Origin of the sequence: Vibrio sp. Vb1980 (assembly GCF_033338615.1) — a bacterium.
Lineage (GTDB): Bacteria > Pseudomonadota > Gammaproteobacteria > Enterobacterales > Vibrionaceae > Vibrio > Vibrio alginolyticus.
In genome coordinates this window covers 86,139-106,441 of sequence record NZ_JAWOSZ010000003.1, presented here as the reverse complement: position 1 = coordinate 106,441, position 20,303 = coordinate 86,139, and the positions used below count along the sequence as shown (strand labels likewise).

16 protein-coding genes are annotated in these 20,303 nt (G+C 46.1%); 10 read left to right on the top strand and 6 right to left on the bottom strand.

Features of this window, described 5'->3' with window-relative positions; genetic code table 11:
- Positions 1-4: 4 nt before the first annotated feature.
- The gene (gene gspC, locus R7F64_RS06865) at positions 5-931 is read right to left on the bottom strand and encodes a type II secretion system protein GspC (protein WP_005379294.1); all 927 of its coding nucleotides are present in this window, start codon (positions 929-931) and stop codon (positions 5-7) included.
- A 253-nt stretch (positions 932-1,184) separates the two neighbouring features.
- Between gspC and hslR the strand changes: the two genes are divergently transcribed.
- The 4 genes from hslR to R7F64_RS06845 all read left to right on the top strand — a co-directional run bounded on the left by hslR (position 1,185) and on the right by R7F64_RS06845 (position 6,751).
- Positions 1,185-1,571 (top strand): ribosome-associated heat shock protein Hsp15, encoded by a 387-nt coding sequence (gene hslR, locus R7F64_RS06860; RefSeq protein ID WP_005379292.1) that lies wholly within the window; start codon positions 1,185-1,187, stop codon positions 1,569-1,571.
- 31 nt (positions 1,572-1,602) lie between these two features.
- The gene (gene hslO / locus R7F64_RS06855; protein ID WP_005379290.1) at positions 1,603-2,478 is read left to right on the top strand and encodes an Hsp33 family molecular chaperone HslO; all 876 of its coding nucleotides are present in this window, start codon (positions 1,603-1,605) and stop codon (positions 2,476-2,478) included.
- 336 nt (positions 2,479-2,814) lie between these two features.
- The gene (gene pckA / locus R7F64_RS06850; RefSeq protein ID WP_053307278.1) at positions 2,815-4,443 is read left to right on the top strand and encodes a phosphoenolpyruvate carboxykinase (ATP); all 1,629 of its coding nucleotides are present in this window, start codon (positions 2,815-2,817) and stop codon (positions 4,441-4,443) included.
- A gap of 190 nt (positions 4,444-4,633) precedes the next feature.
- Positions 4,634-6,751, top strand: coding sequence for an AsmA family protein (locus R7F64_RS06845; protein WP_318071557.1), 2,118 nt, complete (start codon positions 4,634-4,636; stop codon positions 6,749-6,751).
- Here the strand turns inward: R7F64_RS06845 and R7F64_RS06840 are convergent.
- The 3 genes from R7F64_RS06840 to R7F64_RS06830 form a co-directional block, all read right to left on the bottom strand.
- Positions 6,737-7,654 (bottom strand): bifunctional GNAT family N-acetyltransferase/hotdog fold thioesterase, encoded by a 918-nt coding sequence (locus R7F64_RS06840; RefSeq protein ID WP_005379283.1) that lies wholly within the window; start codon positions 7,652-7,654, stop codon positions 6,737-6,739. The two genes, R7F64_RS06845 and R7F64_RS06840, sit on opposite strands and share 15 nt — an antisense overlap.
- A gap of 106 nt (positions 7,655-7,760) precedes the next feature.
- The gene (dtd, locus tag R7F64_RS06835) at positions 7,761-8,195 is read right to left on the bottom strand and encodes a D-aminoacyl-tRNA deacylase (protein WP_005379282.1); all 435 of its coding nucleotides are present in this window, start codon (positions 8,193-8,195) and stop codon (positions 7,761-7,763) included.
- A complete protein-coding gene (locus R7F64_RS06830) occupies positions 8,167-9,111 on the bottom strand; it encodes a virulence factor BrkB family protein (protein ID WP_005379281.1) in 945 nt (314 codons plus the stop codon). The genes dtd and R7F64_RS06830 overlap by 29 nt, the downstream gene beginning before the upstream one ends.
- A gap of 34 nt (positions 9,112-9,145) precedes the next feature.
- Between R7F64_RS06830 and R7F64_RS06825 the strand changes: the two genes are divergently transcribed.
- On the top strand, positions 9,146-9,787 hold the full coding sequence (locus R7F64_RS06825; protein ID WP_005382972.1) for a DUF2959 domain-containing protein: 642 nt from the start codon (positions 9,146-9,148) through the stop codon (positions 9,785-9,787).
- 17 nt (positions 9,788-9,804) lie between these two features.
- Here the strand turns inward: R7F64_RS06825 and R7F64_RS06820 are convergent, their stop codons facing one another.
- Together R7F64_RS06820 and typA are read right to left on the bottom strand one after the other, a co-directional pair.
- Positions 9,805-10,359: an AAA family ATPase gene (locus tag R7F64_RS06820; protein WP_149192286.1), complete on the bottom strand. Its 555-nt coding sequence runs from the start codon at positions 10,357-10,359 to the stop codon at positions 9,805-9,807.
- 72 nt (positions 10,360-10,431) lie between these two features.
- Complete coding sequence (gene typA, locus R7F64_RS06815; protein ID WP_005379276.1) at positions 10,432-12,261, bottom strand: translational GTPase TypA; 1,830 nt, start codon at positions 12,259-12,261, stop codon at positions 10,432-10,434.
- Between the two features lie 530 nt (positions 12,262-12,791).
- On the opposite strand from typA, the gene glnA reads away from it, so the two are divergent.
- The 5 genes from glnA to R7F64_RS06790 all read left to right on the top strand — a co-directional run bounded on the left by glnA (position 12,792) and on the right by R7F64_RS06790 (position 20,267).
- Positions 12,792-14,201, top strand: a complete 1,410-nt coding sequence (gene glnA, locus R7F64_RS06810) for a glutamate--ammonia ligase (protein ID WP_005379275.1) — start codon at positions 12,792-12,794, stop codon at positions 14,199-14,201.
- A gap of 195 nt (positions 14,202-14,396) precedes the next feature.
- Complete coding sequence (locus R7F64_RS06805; RefSeq protein WP_042522597.1) at positions 14,397-14,978, top strand: DUF4124 domain-containing protein; 582 nt, start codon at positions 14,397-14,399, stop codon at positions 14,976-14,978.
- 132 nt (positions 14,979-15,110) lie between these two features.
- The gene (glnL, locus tag R7F64_RS06800) at positions 15,111-16,157 is read left to right on the top strand and encodes a nitrogen regulation protein NR(II) (RefSeq protein WP_017821940.1); all 1,047 of its coding nucleotides are present in this window, start codon (positions 15,111-15,113) and stop codon (positions 16,155-16,157) included.
- A 57-nt stretch (positions 16,158-16,214) separates the two neighbouring features.
- Entirely contained in the window at positions 16,215-17,618 is a 1,404-nt protein-coding gene (gene glnG, locus R7F64_RS06795) for a nitrogen regulation protein NR(I) (RefSeq protein WP_047103729.1), read from the top strand.
- Between the two features lie 102 nt (positions 17,619-17,720).
- The gene (locus R7F64_RS06790; protein ID WP_053349757.1) at positions 17,721-20,267 is read left to right on the top strand and encodes an EAL domain-containing protein; all 2,547 of its coding nucleotides are present in this window, start codon (positions 17,721-17,723) and stop codon (positions 20,265-20,267) included.
- Positions 20,268-20,303 lie beyond the last annotated feature (36 nt).

Genomic DNA, 20,303 nt, shown 5'->3' with positions numbered 1-20,303 from the left:
AGTCTTACAATTGGATATAGATATCGTACTGTTGGCCGTCTCGCTCAACAGTTAAATTTAATTCTTGCGGATCGCTCATCACTTGCATCAGTTGTACTGAAGAAGACGGGTCACTTAAATCGATCCCGTTCAGTTGAACCGCAATATCGCCAGGTTGTAGCCCTACATCATTAAATAATGCGGCATCACGACCAGGTGATACTCGATAACCAACAATGTCTCCGTCTTTTTTGACGGGTGAAATGGTGATGTATTTAAAAACGCTTTGTGGATCTTTCGCAATTTCCTCGCGGATTTGCTCTAATTTCTCTCCAACGTCAGACGTCGCTGCTTCTGCTCGCTGAGCTTGCGCCCTAGCTACCTGCGGCGATTCAGATAGCTTCTTATATTCTATACCTTCCATCATTAAGGTCTCGTCTCGACCTTGGTTATCAATGATGACGCGATCCACCAATACCGCTTTTAGTGTCGCACGTGTCCCTTCGATTTCTTCACCCAAACCGTACGTAGCTTGCTTACCTCGGTTAGCAATAACAGCAAGGCTGGTGTTGGCATCACTACTTGCAACCGCACCGACCAGCGTAAGGTTAAGGCGCGTCTTAGGGGCATCTTTAACAATAGGCTGTTCTACAACCGCCGCTTTTTGCTCAGTGTATTTACCGAATAGGTTGGCATTCTGAAGGGCATTAAAATCTATCGCGTCGCCTTTATTGCTCGCAGCAACGCTACTCGCCGATGGACGCCATTGCGGCACTTCCGACGATTGAGGTATGGCTAACCACACAATTTTGCCAAGTATCCATCCGGTTATCGCAATAAACAGACAGGTAAGCAACAAGCTAAGTTTGGCTTGAATGGTATAATGATTGGACTTGATCTGAGCCAGTAGCGGTCTGCTTGATAATCCTGCACTTAGCTCTAAACGTTTCACTGAATGGATTCCTTTATTCTAACGTCCGTCATTTAAGCTATAACGATAGCTATCGACTTTAAATTGCTAAATTTGCAATAAAATTATTACTCAACAAAGAGCAGTGAACTATATCACAAGTTGTCTTTCATACCTTTTTCTTATGCAGTTTTTGCCAACTCCCTTGAAAAAAATACGCCTTGACTCCATCTGTAGGTGAATAATCCATCACTCATTGCCGTATTCGGGCAGTGATTAGATAGCGTAGTGTTCTATGAGTTCCCTAAATGAAGCCGTTAGGCTAGATAAATGGCTATGGGCCGCAAGATTTTACAAAACCCGCTCCATCGCGCGTAACATGGTCGATGGCGGTAAAGTCCACTATAATGGCCAACGAAGCAAGCCGAGTAAAATCGTTGAAGTGGGCGCTGAAGTCAGACTTCGTCAAGGCAACGAAGAAAAAATCGTGATCATCGAACAAATCTCAGATCAACGCCGAGGCGCTCCCATCGCACAAACCTTATATCGCGAAACCAATGAGAGTATCGCGAAACGTGAGGAACACGCGACTCAACGTAAGCTTAATGCCCACAACCCAAGTCCGGAACGCCGCCCAGATAAAAAGCAGCGCAGAGACATCATTAAGTTCAAACACCAATAAAAGCCGGAATTACCAACGAGGAAAGCACTCCATGGCAAATAATGTTTTAAACCGCTACCTATTCGAAGATCTTTCAGTACGTGGCGAGTTGGTACAATTGGATGAAGCGTACCAACGTGTTATCTCCAGCAAGGAATATCCGGCAGCAATAGAGAAACTGCTGGGTGAGCTACTCGTTTCAACTACTCTTTTAACTGCCACTCTTAAGTTCGAAGGTTCGATCACCATCCAGCTACAAGGCGACGGTCCTGTGTCTCTTGCCGTTATCAACGGTGACCATAACCAACGTGTTCGTGGCGTAGCTCGCTGGGAAGGCGATGTTGCCGATGACGCAAACATTCACGATCTAATGGGTAAGGGCTACCTTGTGATCACCATCGAACCGAAAAACGGCGAGCGTTACCAAGGCGTCGTTGGATTAGAAGGTGACACTTTAGCAGAAGTGCTAGAAGGCTACTTTGCAAACTCAGAGCAGTTAAAAACGCGCCTATGGATCCGCACTGGTGAGCATGAAGGCAAAGCACACGCAGCAGGTATGTTGATTCAAGTGATCCCTGACGGCACTGGCTCTCCAGATGATTTCGAACATCTAGAGCAGCTCACTGATACAGTAAAAGATGAAGAATTGTTTGGTTTAGAAGCGAACGAGTTATTGTATCGACTATATAACCAAGACAAAGTACGTCTGTACGAGCCGCAACCTGTCGAGTTCCATTGTGGCTGTTCTCGTGAGCGTAGCGGTGCAGCAATCATCACCGTTGAGAAAGCTGAAATTTATGACATTTTGGCAGAAGTTGGATCAGTTTCTTTACATTGTGATTACTGTGGCACAACTTATACGTTCGACGAATCTGAAGTCACTGAACTGTATGCACAAGCTTCTACAGACAAGAAAACCCTGCATTAATTTACATAGCTTATCAAGCACGTAATTTACCCTACAAAAGGCCAGCTTAATGCTGGCCTTTTTGTGATCAACCCCTCGTAATAACTAGCCTCAAGCGTAATAAAACAACTGCTTAATTTTAAACAATTAATAATGATTTTGCCCTAGCGCAAAGGATTGCGTGCACGATAGACTATTCCCACCAATATGTGACGGGTTACCTAAAACCTTATTGAAATCATGGGTAAATTTTGAGCTATCTCCCTGTTTTCTCCCCGCCCCGTTGCTAGCATGGTGAGCAGATTAAAATTAAAACATTCTTACAAAATCCCTACAAAATCCTTATAAGGAGCACCTATGACCGTTATGGAACATACTAAGGCTGCAACACTTGATCTAACCAAGCACGGACTGCATAACGTAAAAGAGGTTATTCGCAACCCAAGCTACGAAATGTTGTTTGAGGAAGAAACGCGTGAAGACCTAACCGGTTATGAGCGCGGCGTGGTTACTGAACTAGGTGCGGTTGCCGTTGACACTGGCATCTTTACTGGTCGCTCACCAAAAGATAAATATATCGTCAAAGACGCTACGACAGAAGAACATATGTGGTGGACGTCTGATCAAGTGAAAAATGATAACAAACCAATCACTCCTGAAGTGTGGGACGAGCTAAAAGAACTGGTCACAAACCAGCTTTCTAACAAACGCTTGTTTGTTGTTGACGGTTACTGTGGTGCAAACCCAGATACACGTTTGAGCATTCGTGTTATCACAGAAGTCGCATGGCAAGCGCACTTCGTTAAAAACATGTTTATTCGCCCGACGGAAGAAGAGTTAGCGATATTTGAACCAGACTTCGTAGTAATGAATGGCGCAAAATGCACTAATCCAAAATGGGAAGAGCAAGGCCTGAACTCAGAAAACTTCACCGTATTTAACCTAACCGAGCGCATGCAACTTATCGGTGGTACTTGGTACGGCGGTGAAATGAAGAAAGGTATGTTCGCCATGATGAACTACTTCCTTCCACTAAAAGACATCGCATCAATGCACTGTAGCGCTAACATGGGCAAAGATGGCGATGTAGCGGTATTCTTCGGTCTATCTGGTACGGGTAAAACGACCCTGTCGACTGATCCTAAACGTGCGCTAATTGGTGATGATGAGCACGGCTGGGATGATGACGGTGTCTTCAACTTCGAAGGTGGTTGTTACGCAAAAACCATCAAACTTTCGAAAGAAGCAGAGCCGGACATCTACAATGCAATTCGTCGTGATGCACTGCTAGAAAACGTAACAGTACGTGGCGATGGTTCTATCGACTTTGATGATGGTTCGAAAACAGAAAACACACGTGTTTCTTACCCTATCTACCATATCGATAATATCGTTAAGCCAGTATCAAAAGGCGGTCACGCGAATAAAGTGATCTTCCTATCAGCCGATGCATTTGGCGTACTGCCTCCAGTATCTAAATTGACACCCGAGCAAACTAAGTACCACTTCCTGTCTGGCTTTACCGCCAAACTAGCGGGAACAGAGCGCGGTATTACTGAGCCAACACCAACTTTCTCTGCTTGTTTCGGCGCGGCGTTCCTAACGCTTCACCCAACTAAATACGCAGAAGTACTGGTTAAACGCATGGAAGCAGCAGGCGCTGAGGCTTACCTAGTGAATACTGGTTGGAACGGCACTGGCAAACGTATCTCTATTCAAGATACACGCGGAATTATTGATGCCATTCTTGATGGTTCGATTGAAGAAGCACCAACTAAGCACATTCCAATCTTCAACCTTGAAGTACCAACGTCACTACCAGGTGTGGATCCTAGCATTCTAGACCCTCGCGACACGTACGTTGACCCACTTCAGTGGGAAAGCAAAGCGAAAGATTTAGCAGCGCGCTTTATCAATAACTTTGATAAGTACACAGACAACGCTGAAGGTAAATCCCTGGTTGCGGCTGGTCCTCAGATTGATTAAATCGAGTAACAGCGACGTCGCGTAAACGCAGTGAAAAGTTGGCATTAACTTATCACCTTTACGTAGGCCAAGTTACAAAAATTGCTTCAAGCCCCTCTTTTGAGGGGCTTTTTATTGAATACCACAGAATATTGATACAAGCTAAAGCCTATCTAGTTTTATTTCATAACACACGTAGGTTCTAGCAAAGATGAAAACAGCGCGTCGAGTTCTACTTCTGTTACTGGTTATCTTAGTTGCCATTCCAGCCGCTACGATTGCGCTGCTAACAACATCTTACGCGGACGCAACCTGGCGCTTGCTGTCAAACACCTTTTCTCTTCCCTTCCGGGCCGAAAGCGTGCGTTATGGCTTTCCCTATCACCTAACTTTACAACGCGTGAACACCAGCGGAGACGATGCGTCTTACATCGAGCAAGTCGATTTATGGATGAATCCCGATGTTTATCGCGATGGTAAATGGATCGTTGATAGTTTATTGATTGATGGTATGAGCTTGCAGTATGGCGCACCAAAGCTCCCACCTTTAGACAACGTTTTATTCCATCAAATCGCGCTCAAAAATATTGATTACGCCGACGAGCAGTTCTCTGCCAATGGCATTGACCTTCAAATTCAATCACCACAATGGAATGGTCATTTAATACCATATGGCGAAGTTCAACTTGCAGCTGACCAACTCTATTGGAATGGCGAAGCCTTTAATCAAGTCTTAGTCGATATAGACTACAAACCGCAAGACAGTACGCTTTATGGCACCTCTTTTAACTGGCGTAACAGTCAAATATCTGGGCAAGGGGAGCAGTATCCTCAAGGCTGGTCTTTAGTAAATGTGACCATCAACAAGCTGAAACTGAGTAATACGCAGCGCCAATCACTGCTTGCAAAACCTTGGCACGATCTACCATTTAACATTAATCATATTAATAGCTTAGATTTGCTTAACGCCGATATTGAATGGGGCGACTGGCACTGGCAGAACTTGGATCTTTCTGTGGAAAACGCCACACTGCCACTGTCTCTCTGGAAGACAAAAGCTCAAGTGTCATTGCAGGCGGATAGCGTTCGATTCCAGCAGCAAACCGCAATAGAGCCACGTTTGAGTGCCGCTATCGAGCCAGGAGTAATCCAGCTCAACGAGCTCAGCTTAGATTGGCAGCAAGGTCGAGTGCAAGTTTCTGGATTGTTCACGCCAACACAATGGAAGCTCAAAGAAGCCTCTATTCAAGGCCTCAAGTGGGCAACACAGCCAGAAGACAACCTAAATTGGTGGCACGCCGCCACCAGCGAGTTAGAGCATGTTGCAATCGAACGACTCGACATTGAGCGCAGCCAAATTATCCAGCTATCTCACGAACCTTATTGGCAACTTTCCGGTTTAAATATCGAAGGGCAACAGCTTGATATTAAACAGTCGGCTCAACGTTGGGGCCTTTGGCAAGGCGAATTGGAAGTCAGCGTTGTCAACGCCAGCTATGACCAAATACTCACGTCTCACGCAGCACTTGCCATGCAAAGCAAAGATGGCTTTTGGCAATTGACTCGCCTTTTTGCGCCACTCGAGCAAGGCTACGTAGAAGGCATCGGACAAATAGATTTGAGTACCCCGAGCCAACCTTGGGCGCTCAACGTCAATGCTGATGGTATTCCCTTATCGCTCTTCCACGATTATTTTTTACCCGACACACTGGCTATTGATGGTTTTTCCGATCTCAGCCTCGATCTACAAGGGTTATCAGGTGATCGCAACATGCTGGCCTACAGCTTATCGGGTGAAGTGGAAGCCAATCTCCGAGATACCCGCTTGAAGTCCCAAGCGGATCATTCACTCAAAGCCATTACCTTAAGTCCACTGCGTTTAAGCGCGCAACGAGGGGAAGTTGCCATAAAGCCGGTCACCATCTCAGGAAAAGCCATAAGTGGTAAGGTTTGGGGAACATTTGATATGGCCAACAACCCGCTAAGTGGCATTACTTATCAATTGGAAGAGTCGTGCGGAAACATTGAAGGCGATCTACTAAGTGGCGAAACCCACCGTAATGAGTGCGTGAACGCATCAAAACTGGCCGAGCCTACTGATATTGAGACTCCACAGAAAAATGAACCTTCCATCGAGCAGCCAATCGTAATTGATAACATCAATTTGGAGACTCAAGAGGAAGAGCTTTACGAAGAAGTTATCGAAGAAGATGAAGTACCCGACACGAATTCCGCAGCAGAACAAACCCTCTCACCGACAGAGCAAGAAGGTGAAACAGATAAGCGCCCAGCAGATCAGTCGGCGCTTACCCCATCAGCAACTGAGTAACTGCGAGTAGTTCGGTATCAGCATATAGGTACCGACAAAATCAACAGCTGGCGTGTCACCACTATAAATCACTACGTGAATAACGATGCGTGCTTTGCGTCCCGACTCCAATCGGTCTAGGTCACCACTGATCCCATCCAACGAAGTACTCGCCACGGGGTTTTGTTCGACTGGTTGACGATAGCGAATCGAGCTGTCGGCCAACACAATATCACCGTGCAGCCCACGCTCTTTAAGCAGCAGCCACGTCATCCCCCACCCTGTCAGGGTTGCTAAGGTAAAAGCTGACCCAGCGAACATGGTGTTATGCGGATTAAGGTTAGGATTAAGCTGCGCACAGCATTCAAACTGGTAACCCGTGTACTGGTTAATCTTGATCCCCATTTTGTCGCTAATTGGGATTTGTTGCTCCCAGCGCTGTTGAAGCTCAGTACACCATTCAGGGCGACGTAACACATTGGCCATCGGATCCAGTTGCTTCACCATTTGCTGATGGCGCACAGGGCCACGCTCATCGGTCAGCTCACCTCGACGCTCAAAGCCATTTTTTTCATAAAAGGCGATGGCATCTTCACGGGCATTACACACCAAGCGTTTCGCTCCTTCCTGGCGTGCTAACGACTCTAGTGCAACCAAAACCAGCGAACCCATCCCTTTGCTACGGCGATTATTTTTAACCGCCATATAGCGGATCTGGCCATCATTGTCCGGCGTAATGTATAAACGGCCAATCGCCATAGGACGACCTCGACCATCAACAATCATGCGGTGATGACTCATTTCGTCGTATTCATCGCGCTCTGAGCCGATCGGCATACGCCATGGCTCACGAAGCAGTTGCCAGCGAAACTGATAATACTTGTTTATCTGATTATCGGTTTTGGGAGTAATGAGTTTGAACATATCAATCCTTTGAAAGCACAACACTAATCAGTGTCGGAAAAATTACTCCAAGCCAATTCCATGAGCTTGGAGTTAAAGCTTAGACTATGGCGCCTGTGTTACCAGATTAGACCTGCAACCAAAACGTCACAGGACCGTCATTCACCAAGGACACTTTCATATCGGCAGCGAAGCGGCCACGCTGTGTGGGTAAGACTTCTTCACACAAGTCAGAAAAGTAATCATACAAGCGCTCTGCATCAACAGGATGCGCACCGCGAGAAAAGCCAGCTCGCGTGCCTTTTTTTGTATCCGCAGGCAGCGTAAATTGAGAAACCACCAGCACTTTACCTTCCACCTGTTTAACGTTCAGGTTCATCTTGCCTTCGTCATCTTCGAACACACGGTAGGTTGTAACACGCTCCATTAAACGCTTTGCTTTAGCTTCATCGTCGTCCTTCTCTACGCCCAATAAGACCAGCAGACCACGATCAATTTCTCCTACGACTTCACCATCCACACGGACGGCAGCTTCACTGACTCGTTGAATTAGCGCTATCACTACTCTCGCTTCCTTCATCTGTTAACTGAGATTCAGCGGTCGAGTGTATCATGTCTAAATCTTCACTCCAGTGCTCTCGCTCACCAAGCGCAGCCGTAACTTCCGCCCCCAATAACACGATCATCCAGCATAAATACACCCAAACAAATAAGATAGGAATCGCCGCTAACGCGCCGTAGATGAGCTGATAAGACGGAAACTGAGTGATGTAGAGTGCAAAGCCTTTTTTACTCAACTCGAACAGTATCGCGGCGACTGCTGCCCCCATGGCACCATGAGCGAGGTGTACTTTTTTATTCGGCACTAGAATATACAAGCCAAGAAAAGCAAAAAAGGACAGCAACAACGGTAGCCAACGCAGAAATAAATTAAACGCACCAGATAATGTCTCGTTCTCTAAAATTTGCAGCGAAGTCACGTACGACGTCGCCGCAATACTCGCACCGACCATGATCGGCCCTAACGTGAGTACCATCCAATACATAGAGAATGAAAAGACTAAACGGCGCTTGTCTTTAACTCGCCAAATGTAGTTTAAGTTCTTATCAATGTTGGAAATCAGCATGACCGCTGCGATGAATAAAAACCCACCGCCAACCGCGCTCATTTTGCCCGTATTCGCCACAAATTCCTGTAATGCCGTATGTACAGCTTCTCCAGAAGCTGGCACAAAATTCTCAATAATGTAGCCTTGCAGCACCTCACCAACGTTCGCAAAAACGGGAAATTTCGACAATATTGATAACAATACCGTCAGCATTGGCACGATGGATAACAAGGTAATGTAGGCAAGATAGCCCGCGTTCACATTCACACGGTCATGCGTTAATCGCTTAAGAAGATACTTAAAAAACGCGACGCAACTTGGCAGTAGATTGATTAATCTCGCCTTGTAACTCTCTGATAACTGGTTCATAGTTCATCCCATAATTAGCGCCGAGGACATAAGAATGCCTTATTTATTAGCAATTGTACTATCAATTTTCACTTTAACAGGGTGTCAATCTGCTTATTACTCAGCAATGGAGCAGGTTGGGTATCATAAACGAGATATTATGGTCGACCGCGTCGAAGATGCCAAAGAATCTCAACAAGATGCACAAGAAGAATTCACCAGTGCACTTGAAGCATTGTCTGCGATCACCAACTTTGATGGTGGTGAGCTAGAAAATGTCTACAACAACATCAATGACAAATACGAAGATAGCGAAAAAGCGGCTCAAGACGTACGTGACCGTATTGCTGCGATTGAAGACGTATCCGGCGCACTGTTTGATGAGTGGCAAGATGAGCTAGAGCTGTACTCGAGTGCGAAACTGCGTCGTTCAAGCGAGCAAAAACTACGTGAAACCAAAGCCTCGTACAAAACCATGCTTAGCGCTATGAAGCGTGCAGAGAAAAAGATGACACCGGTACTGGACACGCTACGTGACAACACGTTGTACTTAAAACACAACCTTAACGCCAGTGCGATTGGTTCTTTGCAAGGTGAGTTCTCTAGCTTAGAGAAAGACATTCAGTTTGCGATCAAACAAATGAACGAAGCGATTGCAGAGTCCGATAAATTCCTACAAAAGCTCAATCAAAAGTAAATGATTCAGACCTCCTCCTAGTGAGGAGGTTTTAGTCCGACCTTACCGAGTAAACCGATGACTCTTCGAACAAAGCCTACTCTCTCTGGCACAGTTCCCCATGGTACTTCTACCACTTCATAACCCAACTCAGTATAGACACTCACTAACGACTGATGAATCTCCAATGCTTCTTCAAAGCTGTGCGGACGCACTTCATCTTGTACGTAAATGGATGCTTCAGGTCGACAAGTAAACACCTGACTATGGTACCCAGCGCTTTCGGTTAAGAAAGCTTGGTCAACCTTACAGCCGCCCACTTGTAGGTATGCAATGATGTCGGGGATGGCGCGATCAACAAACGCAACATCATGACAACGCGCATCACTCTTTTGTTTGTCCATCAACCCAAGGCATAACTTGGCAAACTCAGGTAAATTCGTCCACGGCAAAATACCATTTTCTAACTGGCTTTGCTGCTCAATCAAGTCGCGGGACCCTTCAGGAAACGTGGCGTAACCACACGCGTCTAGCGCATTCAGCAGTGTTGTTTTTCCCGCACCAGGCCCACCGGTGATAATAATCGGGTTCATATTCAACTCCAGAAAACAAAAAGCCCCGAGCATAACTCGAGGCTTCTTCTTAATTGAATCGCTTAACGAAAATTATTTCGCGCCACGAGAAGCACGCTTACGGTCGCTTTCCGTTAGGAACTTCTTACGGATACGGATGCTTTCAGGCGTTACTTCTACTAGCTCGTCGTCATCGATGAATTCTAGTGCTTGCTCAAGAGTCATCTTGATTGGCGGAGTAAGAACCTGTGCGTCATCTGTACCAGATGCACGAACGTTGGTTAGCTGCTTACCTTTCAGTGCGTTTACCGTTAGGTCGTTGTCACGGCTGTGAATACCGATAACCATACCTTCGTAAACTTCAACACCGTGACCGATAAATAGACGACCACGCTCTTGAAGGTTGAACAGTGCGTTAGTTAGCGCTTTACCCATCGCGTTCGCGATTAGTACACCGTTTACACGTTGACCGATGTTACCGCCTTTGTGAGGGCCGTAGTGATCAAACGTATGGTAAAGAAGACCTGAACCTGAAGTCAGTGTCATGAATTCCGTTTGGAAACCGATCAGACCACGTGATGGCATAACGAAGTCCATACGCACACGACCTTTACCGTCTGGAGACATGTCTTTCAGCTCACCTTTACGTAGGCCGATGTTCTCCATGATGCCGCCTTGGTGCTCTTCCATTACGTCGATAGTTACCGTTTCGAACGGTTCCATCAACTGACCATCTTCTTCTTTGATGATTACTTCTGGACGAGATACTGCTAGCTCAAAGCCTTCACGACGCATGTTTTCGATCAGGATAGAAAGGTGAAGTTCACCACGACCTGATACGCGGAATTTATCTGGATCGTCTGTTTGCTCAACGCGTAGTGCAACGTTGTGTACCAATTCCTTCTCAAGACGCTCAAGGATGTTACGTGACGTTACGAACTTACCTTCTTTACCCGCGAATGGAGACGTGTTTACTTGGAATGTCATCGTTACTGTTGGTTCATCAACAGACAATGGTGGTAATGCTTCTACTGCGTTTTGTGCACAGATAGTGTCAGAAATTTTCAGCTCGCCAAGACCAGTGATTGCGATGATATCACCCGCGTTAGCTTGTTCCACTTCGTGACGCTCTAGGCCAAGGTAGCCCATTACTGTACCCACTTTACCGTTGCGAGTTTTACCGTCAGCACCAATAATGGTTACCTGCTGGTTTGGTTTAACGCTACCACGAGTTACGCGAGCCACGCCGATAACACCAACGTAAGAGCTGTAGTCTAGCTGAGAAACTTGCATCTGTAGTGGACCATCAAGGTCAACATTTGGCGCGTCAACAACATCAACGATAGTTTGGAATAGTGGTTCCATGTTCTCGCCAGTTTCGCCTTCTTCTAGAGAAGCCCAACCGTTAAGTGCAGATGCGTAAACTACTTTAAAGTCTAGCTGGTCATCAGTTGCACCTAGGTTGTCAAATAGATCGAACACTTGGTCCATAACCCAATCAGGACGTGCACCAGGGCGGTCAATCTTGTTGATTACAACGATTGGTTTTAAACCGTGAGCAAATGCTTTTTGTGTTACGAAACGCGTTTGAGGCATTGGACCATCAACTGCGTCAACGATAAGTAGTACAGAGTCTACCATCGACATGATACGCTCAACTTCACCACCGAAGTCCGCGTGTCCCGGAGTATCTACGATGTTGATACGGTAATCGTTCCAGTCGATTGCTGTGTTTTTAGCAAGAATGGTAATACCGCGCTCTTTCTCGATGTCGTTCGAGTCCATGACTCGCTCTTCAGCTTCACCGCGAGACTCAAGCGTGCCTGATTGTTGTAGCAGCTTGTCAACCAACGTGGTTTTACCGTGGTCAACGTGCGCGATGATCGCGATATTTCTTAATTTATCAATCTGTGGAGTAGCCATGGATATTGATTCACTTAGATAGATGAAATGCCCCCACGCTGAGAACGGGTGCTCTCTGGCGACATTTGCTGATTAAAAAAACGGCCATAATGTACCAGATTTTAGCAAAAAGCCTAGAAATATGTGATCTACTCCCGAGCATTTCTGCGATTTTTACGCTTAATGCCCATTTTCTTCCTCAGAACGAATTGATTAAACGCAACTTTATTCTAATCGATGCATAATTCAAATTGACTCTTGCTCAAAAACTGGGCTGAATACGCAATGTACCTGTCACATTATGGTGCAACAATGATTTTTGGCACCATAATAGTGCAAGCAAAGATCATTTTGGTGCAAGCAAGTGCACCAAACTAGCATTCAAAAACACAATTGCTTGAAATTAATGGAATATTTTTTTTGGCACGGTTTTGGCTTTAGTTAAAACAGCATCGATTAATGAAAAGTCAAATTGATTAATCAATGCCAGGTTTCATGAATAATTCATAAATCGAGCTTTTACCGCTTATTAACACTGGAGGTTATCCAAGATGTCAGTAGAAAACGTTCTATCGCTGATCCAAGAAAACGAAGTTAAGTTTGTTGACCTACGCTTCACTGATACAAAAGGTAAAGAGCAGCACATTTCGATCCCTGCTCACCAAATCGACGCAGACTTCTTCGAAGAAGGTAAAATGTTCGATGGTTCATCAGTTGCTGGCTGGAAAGGTATCAACGAATCAGACATGGTAATGATGCCTGACGCATCTTCTGCTGTGCTTGACCCATTCACGGAAGACGCAACACTAAATATCCGTTGTGACATCTTAGAGCCTGCAACAATGCAAGGCTACGACCGTGACCCACGCTCTATCGCAAAACGCGCTGAAGACTTCATGCGTTCTACAGGTGTTGCAGATACTGTACTTATCGGTCCTGAGCCAGAATTCTTCCTATTTGATGACGTGAAGTTCTCGACAGACATGTCAGGCTCTTTCTTCAAAATCGACGACGTAGAAGCGGCATGGAACACAGGTTCTGACTACGAAGAAGGTAACAAAGGTCACCGTCCAGGCGTTAAAGGTGGTTACTTCCCAGTAGCTCCAGTAGATTCATCTCAAGACATCCGTTCTGCTATGTGTCTAGTAATGGAAGAAATGGGTCTTGTTGTTGAAGCGCACCACCACGAAGTGGCAACGGCGGGTCAAAACGAAATCGCAACTCGTTTCAACACGCTAACAACCAAAGCTGACGAAATCCAAATCTACAAGTACGTTGTACACAACGTTGCTCACGCGTTTGGTAAAACAGCGACGTTTATGCCTAAACCACTTGTTGGCGACAACGGCAGCGGTATGCACGTTCACCAGTCTCTAGCAAAAGATGGCGTAAACCTATTTGCTGGTGACAAGTACGGCGGTCTATCTGAAATGGCGCTTTACTACATCGGTGGTATCATCAAACACGCTCGTGCAATCAACGCATTCGCTAACCCATCAACAAACTCGTACAAACGCCTTGTACCAGGCTTCGAAGCACCAGTAATGCTAGCTTACTCAGCGCGTAACCGCTCTGCTTCAATCCGTATCCCAGTGGTACCAAGCCCGAAAGCACGTCGTATCGAAGTTCGTTTCGGTGACCCAGCGGCGAACCCATACCTATGTTTCGCAGCAATGCTTATGGCTGGTCTTGACGGTATCAAGAATAAGATCCACCCAGGCGAAGCGATGGATAAAGACCTTTACGATCTTCCAGCTGAAGAAGCAGCAGAAATCCCAACTGTTGCATACTCACTAAAAGACGCGCTAGCAGAGCTAGATGCTGATCGTGAGTTCTTAACAGCGGGCGGCGTATTCTCTGACGACTTCATCGATTCATACATCGACCTTAAGTCTCAGGACGTAGAGCGTGTGAACATGACAACTCACCCTGTTGAGTTCGAACTTTACTACTCTGTGTAAGGTCGACACTGTGTAAAATGTAAACACAGCAATAAAATATTAGGCTCGCCTCGCAGGCGGGCCTTTTTTGTATTCGCCACTCAAGCTTCGACGTTTAACATGAGGGGATAATAAAAATACGCTTAGAATTTTTCCTTACAGGTCAAAGAGCTAAGCCATTGAAACGTGAAATCATCGAACAAGAGAAGGTGAGCAATGAAAGTTCAGCTTATTCCATCACTGTGTGCACTCAGCGGATTGTTAATCGCCTCTATCGCCTTCGCGCAGGTCGCGTATACGTGGGTAGATGAAAATGGCGTGGTTCACTTTAGTGATACGCCAAACAAAGGAGCAAAAGCGATCGCACTGCCAAACCTTGAAGCCAGCGCACCAGCTCCTGAGGTAGAAAGTACTGAATCGCTCGCACCTCAGACTACGCCATCTACTGCATCACAAAACAAGCCAGAGAAAACAACCGATCAGCCTCTCCCATTACAACTCTCGATGCTGACTCCCAAGCACAACGAGACCATCCGCAGCAATCGAGGCATCATCAATATTCAATTAGAAACCAATCGCAAGCTTGGTATCGGTGAGCAATTGCAATTGTTACTCGATGGAAAACCTTATGGTGCACCACAAAACCATATAGTGTGGCAGTTAAACAATATTGACCGAGGCACTCACACACTTGCTGTGCACGCGAAAAGAAGCGGCAAGCTTATTGCATCTACTAGCCCTATAACGGTGCATTTACATAGAGCAAGTGTTAAGCCGACCGTAAAAGGGGCAAAATAGAATATCTGGTGAAAAAAATCACATCACAGCGATGCTTTTCACTTTTTCTTCTAAGATTTATTCGCCATACTTAACGTTCAATTGCACCATTATTGTGCATCGCACAATCTTAAAGCAAAACAAGGACGTAATGTGGATACCAGTCTTCCTAGTGCCATTCTCAACAATATGGTGACAGCAACGCTGATTCTTGATGATGGATTGGCCATCCGTTATGCCAATCCGGCTGCCGAATTGCTGTTTTCTCAAAGCGCCAAACGAATTATTGAACAATCACTTTCTCAATTGATTCAGCATGCGTCGCTGGATCTCGCGCTGCTCACTCAACCGTTGCAAAGTGGCCAAAGCATCACCGACAGTGACGTCACTTTCGTTGTTGATGGCCGCCCTTTAATGCTAGAGGTGACGGTTAGCCCTATCACTTGGCAAAAGCAGTTGATGCTTCTGGTCGAGATGCGCAAAATTGATCAGCAGCGCCGACTCTCTCAAGAACTGAACCAACACGCCCAACAACAAGCAGCGAAGCTGTTAGTCCGAGGGCTTGCACATGAGATTAAAAATCCGCTTGGCGGCTTACGCGGTGCGGCGCAATTGCTAGAAAAAATGCTGCCAGAGCCCTCTCTCACCGAATATACACACATCATCATTGAGCAAGCAGACCGTTTAAGGGCGCTCGTGGATCGATTACTAGGACCGCAAAAGCCAGGTAAGAAGACACAAGAGAATCTGCACCAAATTCTTGAAAAGGTTCGCCAACTGGTTGAATTAGAGTCACAACGCTCAATCATCATTGAACGAGATTATGACCCAAGCTTGCCAGAGATTTTGATGGATACAGACCAAATCGAGCAGGCAATGCTTAATATCGTCAGCAACGCCGCACAAATTCTTAGCCATCAAGAACACGGGAAAATAACCATTCGCACCAGAACGGTGCATCAAGCCAATATTCACGGCAAACGCTGTAAACTCGCTGCTCGTGTCGAAATCACAGACAACGGCCCAGGTATTCCACCGGAACTACAAGACACGCTGTTCTATCCCATGGTCAGTGGCCGCGAGGGAGGAACTGGATTAGGGCTATCTATTTCGCAAAATTTGATCGACCAGCACAATGGAAAAATAGACGTAGAAAGCTGGCCTGGTCACACAACATTTACTATTTATCTGCCGATCTGAGTGCGCTAATGGACTTCAAGTCGCGTCAGTTTTTCGGTTTGCTGCAAGGATTACTACATGAGTAAAGGATATGTTTGGGTCGTTGATGACGACAGTTCAATTCGCTGGGTAATGGAGAAAACGCTCTCCTCTGCCAACATCAAATGTGAAACCTATGCCGATGGAGAAAGCGTGTTAATGGCGCTCGAACGCGAAGTGCCGGATGTTCTAGTATCAGACATTCGCATGCCAGGTATTGATGGGTTGGAGCTACTAAAGCAAGTACAGCGCGATTACCCAGACCTTCCCGTGATTATCATGACCGCGCATTCAGATTTAGATGCGGCAGTGAATGCGTACCAAAAAGGTGCTTTTGAATATTTACCAAAACCTTTTGATATTGATGAAACTTTAACTCTGGTTGAACGAGCCATTGCACACAGCCACGAAAACAAACGCGAGCAGCTCTCTCCAGAAGACATTCCAGCAGAAACGCCTGAAATTATCGGTGAAGCACCAGCGATGCAAGAGGTGTTTCGCGCCATTGGTCGTCTTTCTCGCTCCTCTATTTCAGTCTTGATTAACGGTGAATCGGGCACGGGTAAAGAACTCGTTGCTCATGCACTGCACCGTCACAGTCCACGTGCTAACAAACCTTTCATTGCGCTCAATATGGCGGCGATTCCCAAAGACTTGATTGAATCAGAACTGTTTGGCCACGAAAAAGGCGCGTTTACGGGGGCAAACAATATTCGTCAAGGACGATTCGAACAAGCCAATGGCGGCACTCTATTTTTAGACGAAATCGGCGACATGCCATTGGACATTCAAACTCGTTTACTACGCGTTCTAGCTGACGGGCAGTTTTATCGAGTGGGCGGTCACTCTCCGATCAGTGTCGATGTACGAATTGTCGCGGCAACACACCAGAACTTAGAAAAGCTGGTGCACGAAGGTGACTTTCGTGAGGACCTATTTCATCGCTTAAACGTGATTCGCGTTCAGATCCCGGCACTGCGTGAGCGTAAGCAAGACATTGAAAAGCTTACACAGCATTTTCTTATCCGTGCGGCTGATGAGCTTGGTGTGGAAACAAAAACTCTCCACCCGTCGACTGTAGAGATTCTTAACCGCCTTGATTGGCCTGGCAACGTGCGTCAATTAGAGAATATTTGCCGTTGGTTAACCGTTATGGCCAGTGGTAGCGAGGTGTTACCAAATGACTTGCCAAGCGAACTACTAGAAGAGAAAAAATCCATTTCAGACTCTGCACATGGTAGTTGGCAAGAACAATTGGCGGATTGGGCACGGCATTCACTCGCAGCAGGAGATAAAGAACTACTTTCTTACGCTTTACCAGAATTTGAACGCATTTTATTAGAAGCAGCCTTAGAGCACACTAAAGGTCATAAGCAAGATGCCGCTAAAGTATTAGGCTGGGGGCGAAATACACTCACCAGAAAATTAAAAGAATTGTACTGACAATCACTTACGTGGTGCGTTAACAACGAGCGTCGTTTGTCACTCGATATTAATAAAAACATCAGTACAATTGTGGCGCACCACCATCTATGTGATTAGGCGATGTCTACTGCTACGACTCAAATTACACTGCGTACTGCTGTTCTGATTCCATTTGTCATGATCTTCTTACTGGCGATCGGTGTCATTGTCTACGTCCAAAAACAAAGTTACGAAGAAGTGGTCACGGATATCAGTGACAAGCAACTTTCCGTGTTAACCGAAAGTGTCCACGACCACCTCAATAGCTATCTACGTAAGCCTTTTACTGCGGTTATGGCTCTCGCGCACAACGTCAGCTATCACAACCTTTATCGCCCTCACGATACCTCAGACATTCAAAACTACCTGCTAAGTGCATTCAAAAATCTTTACCAATCGATACCGCAGTTGGATGTAATCGCATTTGGTTCAGAAAACGGCGACTTTGCAGGCTTTCGCCGCGAACTTTCCGACGATTACACCTTAATGGTGCAAGATCGCCACACCGATGGTGATCTGGTTATTTATGGAACCAACCATGTGAGTAACAACATTCGAACGGTTATCTCCCAATACGATCCTCGCACTCGCCCATGGTATAAGCCCGTTGCAGAGAGCCAAAACGCCACTTGGTCTGAAATTTATACCAATGCTGATGAACGCCAGGATATTACGCTATCAGCCATGACGCCGGTGTACAAACACGACCAATTTGCTGGTGTTTTGGTGACAGACATTCGTATCAATACATTCAACGAATTCCTGCGCGAGTTAAAATACAACACTAAAGCGTCGGTCTACATCATGGACCCAGATCATCGTTTAATCGCTCACTCAGGCCCGGGAAGCGTCATCTCATGGGGCACAAAATTTTCGGATAAAGGGCAGCGTTTGCTTGCCGCTGAAAACGCAGACCCGATCATCAAAATCAGTGCGAGCCGCGTCCGGTCTTTCGATCTCAACAACACCAAGCAACCTTATACTTTTTCATTTGAACATGATGGCCAACGTATTTTCAGTCGGCTAACCCCGTATCGAGACCAAGACGGCTTAACATGGTTTATCGGCACCTCCATTTCGGAGTCTGAGCTTCTCGGCCTGTTACCAAAAAGCCAGCAAGAGAGCTGGCTCGTTGGCATTATTGTAAGCCTATTTGGTATCGCCATCAGTTGGATCATTTTCAACCGAGTTACCAGACCAATTAACGCGACGGCCGCCGCCGCTCAGCACCTGGCAAATGGGGATTGGGATAGCGGCATGCCAAAGCCTGGTTATGTGTATGAGACAACCGTACTGGTCCATGCTTTTAATGAAATGGCGAACAATCTAAGAGCTTCATTCAAAGCATTGCGTGAACAGTTGGTTTATGACTCTCTGACACGCTTATATAGCCGTCAGGGTTTGGTCGAAATCTGTGAAAATCAGTCTGATCTTTGTCACGGCAGTTTATTTTTACTTGGTATCAACAAATTTAGAGATATCAACGACAGTGTGGGTCATCACAACGGCGACCAGTTGTTGGTCAGCATCGCTAAAAGGTTAAAACAGCAGTTTCGTGACAACGCATTATTGGCTCGGATTGGTGGTGACGAATTCGCGGTGTTTCTCTCAAATGTCGACACGGAAACCAAAATTAAACAAACCGAGCGTCGATTACAGCAACTCTTTTCCACCCCATTTATGGTGGAAGGCGAGAATGTAGTGATGAAGATTTCACTTGGTATTGTACAAACCCAGCCAAACGAAACCATGCCTTTATGGTTACGCAACGCCAGCATCGCATTAAGTTACGCCAAACAAGACTCACTGACTGGTGTTTGTCACTACAGCCCAGAACTAGCGAGCGCTTCAAAGTTTCGTACACAAATGCTGACCAAGATCCAAACTGGCATTGAAAACCGAGAGTTTATTCCTCATTACCAACCGATTGTGGATCTCGTCAGTGGCACAGTGTGTGGCGCCGAAGCACTTGCGCGTTGGCATAGCGACTCAGGTATGGTGTCACCATTAGATTTTATCCCAATCGCGGAAGAAAGCGGCATGATCAAAGCCATCGGCCAACAGATTCTGTTACAAGCTTGTCGCGACACTTACCAAGCGATCGAAAGCAAACAGTGGCCGTCGGACTTCCAACTACATGTGAATATCTCCGTTAATCAACTATCTTGCCCAAGTTTTGTTGATACGGTGACAAGCGTATTGGATATCACGAAATTACCAGCAAGTAACCTCACACTAGAGATCACAGAATCACGTATCATTGATAGCGCACCGACCACACTAGAAAATATGACTAAACTGCGTGAAATGGGTATTGGTATCGCGATAGATGACTTTGGCACCGGCTACTCATCACTGGGTTACCTCCACTCTCTGCCGTTTACCTGCTTGAAGATTGATCGCACCTTCATCAATCAACTCACACAAGAAAACTTAAACAGTTCAGTCGTCGCTGCCGTCATCAATATCACAGCAGGTCTCAAAACTAATGTCGTCGCGGAAGGTGTCGAGGATAGCAATCAAGCACAATTACTGCGCTCTTTAGGCTGTAATCAGGTGCAAGGCTTCTACTACAGCCGCCCTATGCCGCTAGAAGAATGGCCAACACATTTGGTGAACATGAAGTAGAAAAGAGCGAGAATCGTTGATTCCCTATTCATCCTC

What these genes read in the sequence shown, in the direction of transcription:
- hslR (WP_005379292.1), top strand. Translation starts at nt 1,185, where the DNA reads ATGAGTTCCCTAAATGAAGCCGTTAGGCTAGATAAATGGCTATGGGCC.
- hslO (WP_005379290.1), top strand. Translation starts at nt 1,603, where the DNA reads ATGGCAAATAATGTTTTAAACCGCTACCTATTCGAAGATCTTTCAGTA.
- pckA (WP_053307278.1), top strand. Translation starts at nt 2,815, where the DNA reads ATGACCGTTATGGAACATACTAAGGCTGCAACACTTGATCTAACCAAG.
- R7F64_RS06845 (WP_318071557.1), top strand. Translation starts at nt 4,634, where the DNA reads ATGAAAACAGCGCGTCGAGTTCTACTTCTGTTACTGGTTATCTTAGTT.
- R7F64_RS06840 (WP_005379283.1), bottom strand. Translation starts at nt 7,654, where the DNA reads ATGTTCAAACTCATTACTCCCAAAACCGATAATCAGATAAACAAGTAT.
- R7F64_RS06830 (WP_005379281.1), bottom strand. Translation starts at nt 9,111, where the DNA reads ATGAACCAGTTATCAGAGAGTTACAAGGCGAGATTAATCAATCTACTG.
- R7F64_RS06825 (WP_005382972.1), top strand. Translation starts at nt 9,146, where the DNA reads ATGCCTTATTTATTAGCAATTGTACTATCAATTTTCACTTTAACAGGG.
- R7F64_RS06820 (WP_149192286.1), bottom strand. Translation starts at nt 10,359, where the DNA reads ATGAACCCGATTATTATCACCGGTGGGCCTGGTGCGGGAAAAACAACA.
- typA (WP_005379276.1), bottom strand. Translation starts at nt 12,261, where the DNA reads ATGGCTACTCCACAGATTGATAAATTAAGAAATATCGCGATCATCGCG.
- glnA (WP_005379275.1), top strand. Translation starts at nt 12,792, where the DNA reads ATGTCAGTAGAAAACGTTCTATCGCTGATCCAAGAAAACGAAGTTAAG.
- R7F64_RS06805 (WP_042522597.1), top strand. Translation starts at nt 14,397, where the DNA reads ATGAAAGTTCAGCTTATTCCATCACTGTGTGCACTCAGCGGATTGTTA.
- glnG (WP_047103729.1), top strand. Translation starts at nt 16,215, where the DNA reads ATGAGTAAAGGATATGTTTGGGTCGTTGATGACGACAGTTCAATTCGC.
- R7F64_RS06790 (WP_053349757.1), top strand. Translation starts at nt 17,721, where the DNA reads ATGTCTACTGCTACGACTCAAATTACACTGCGTACTGCTGTTCTGATT.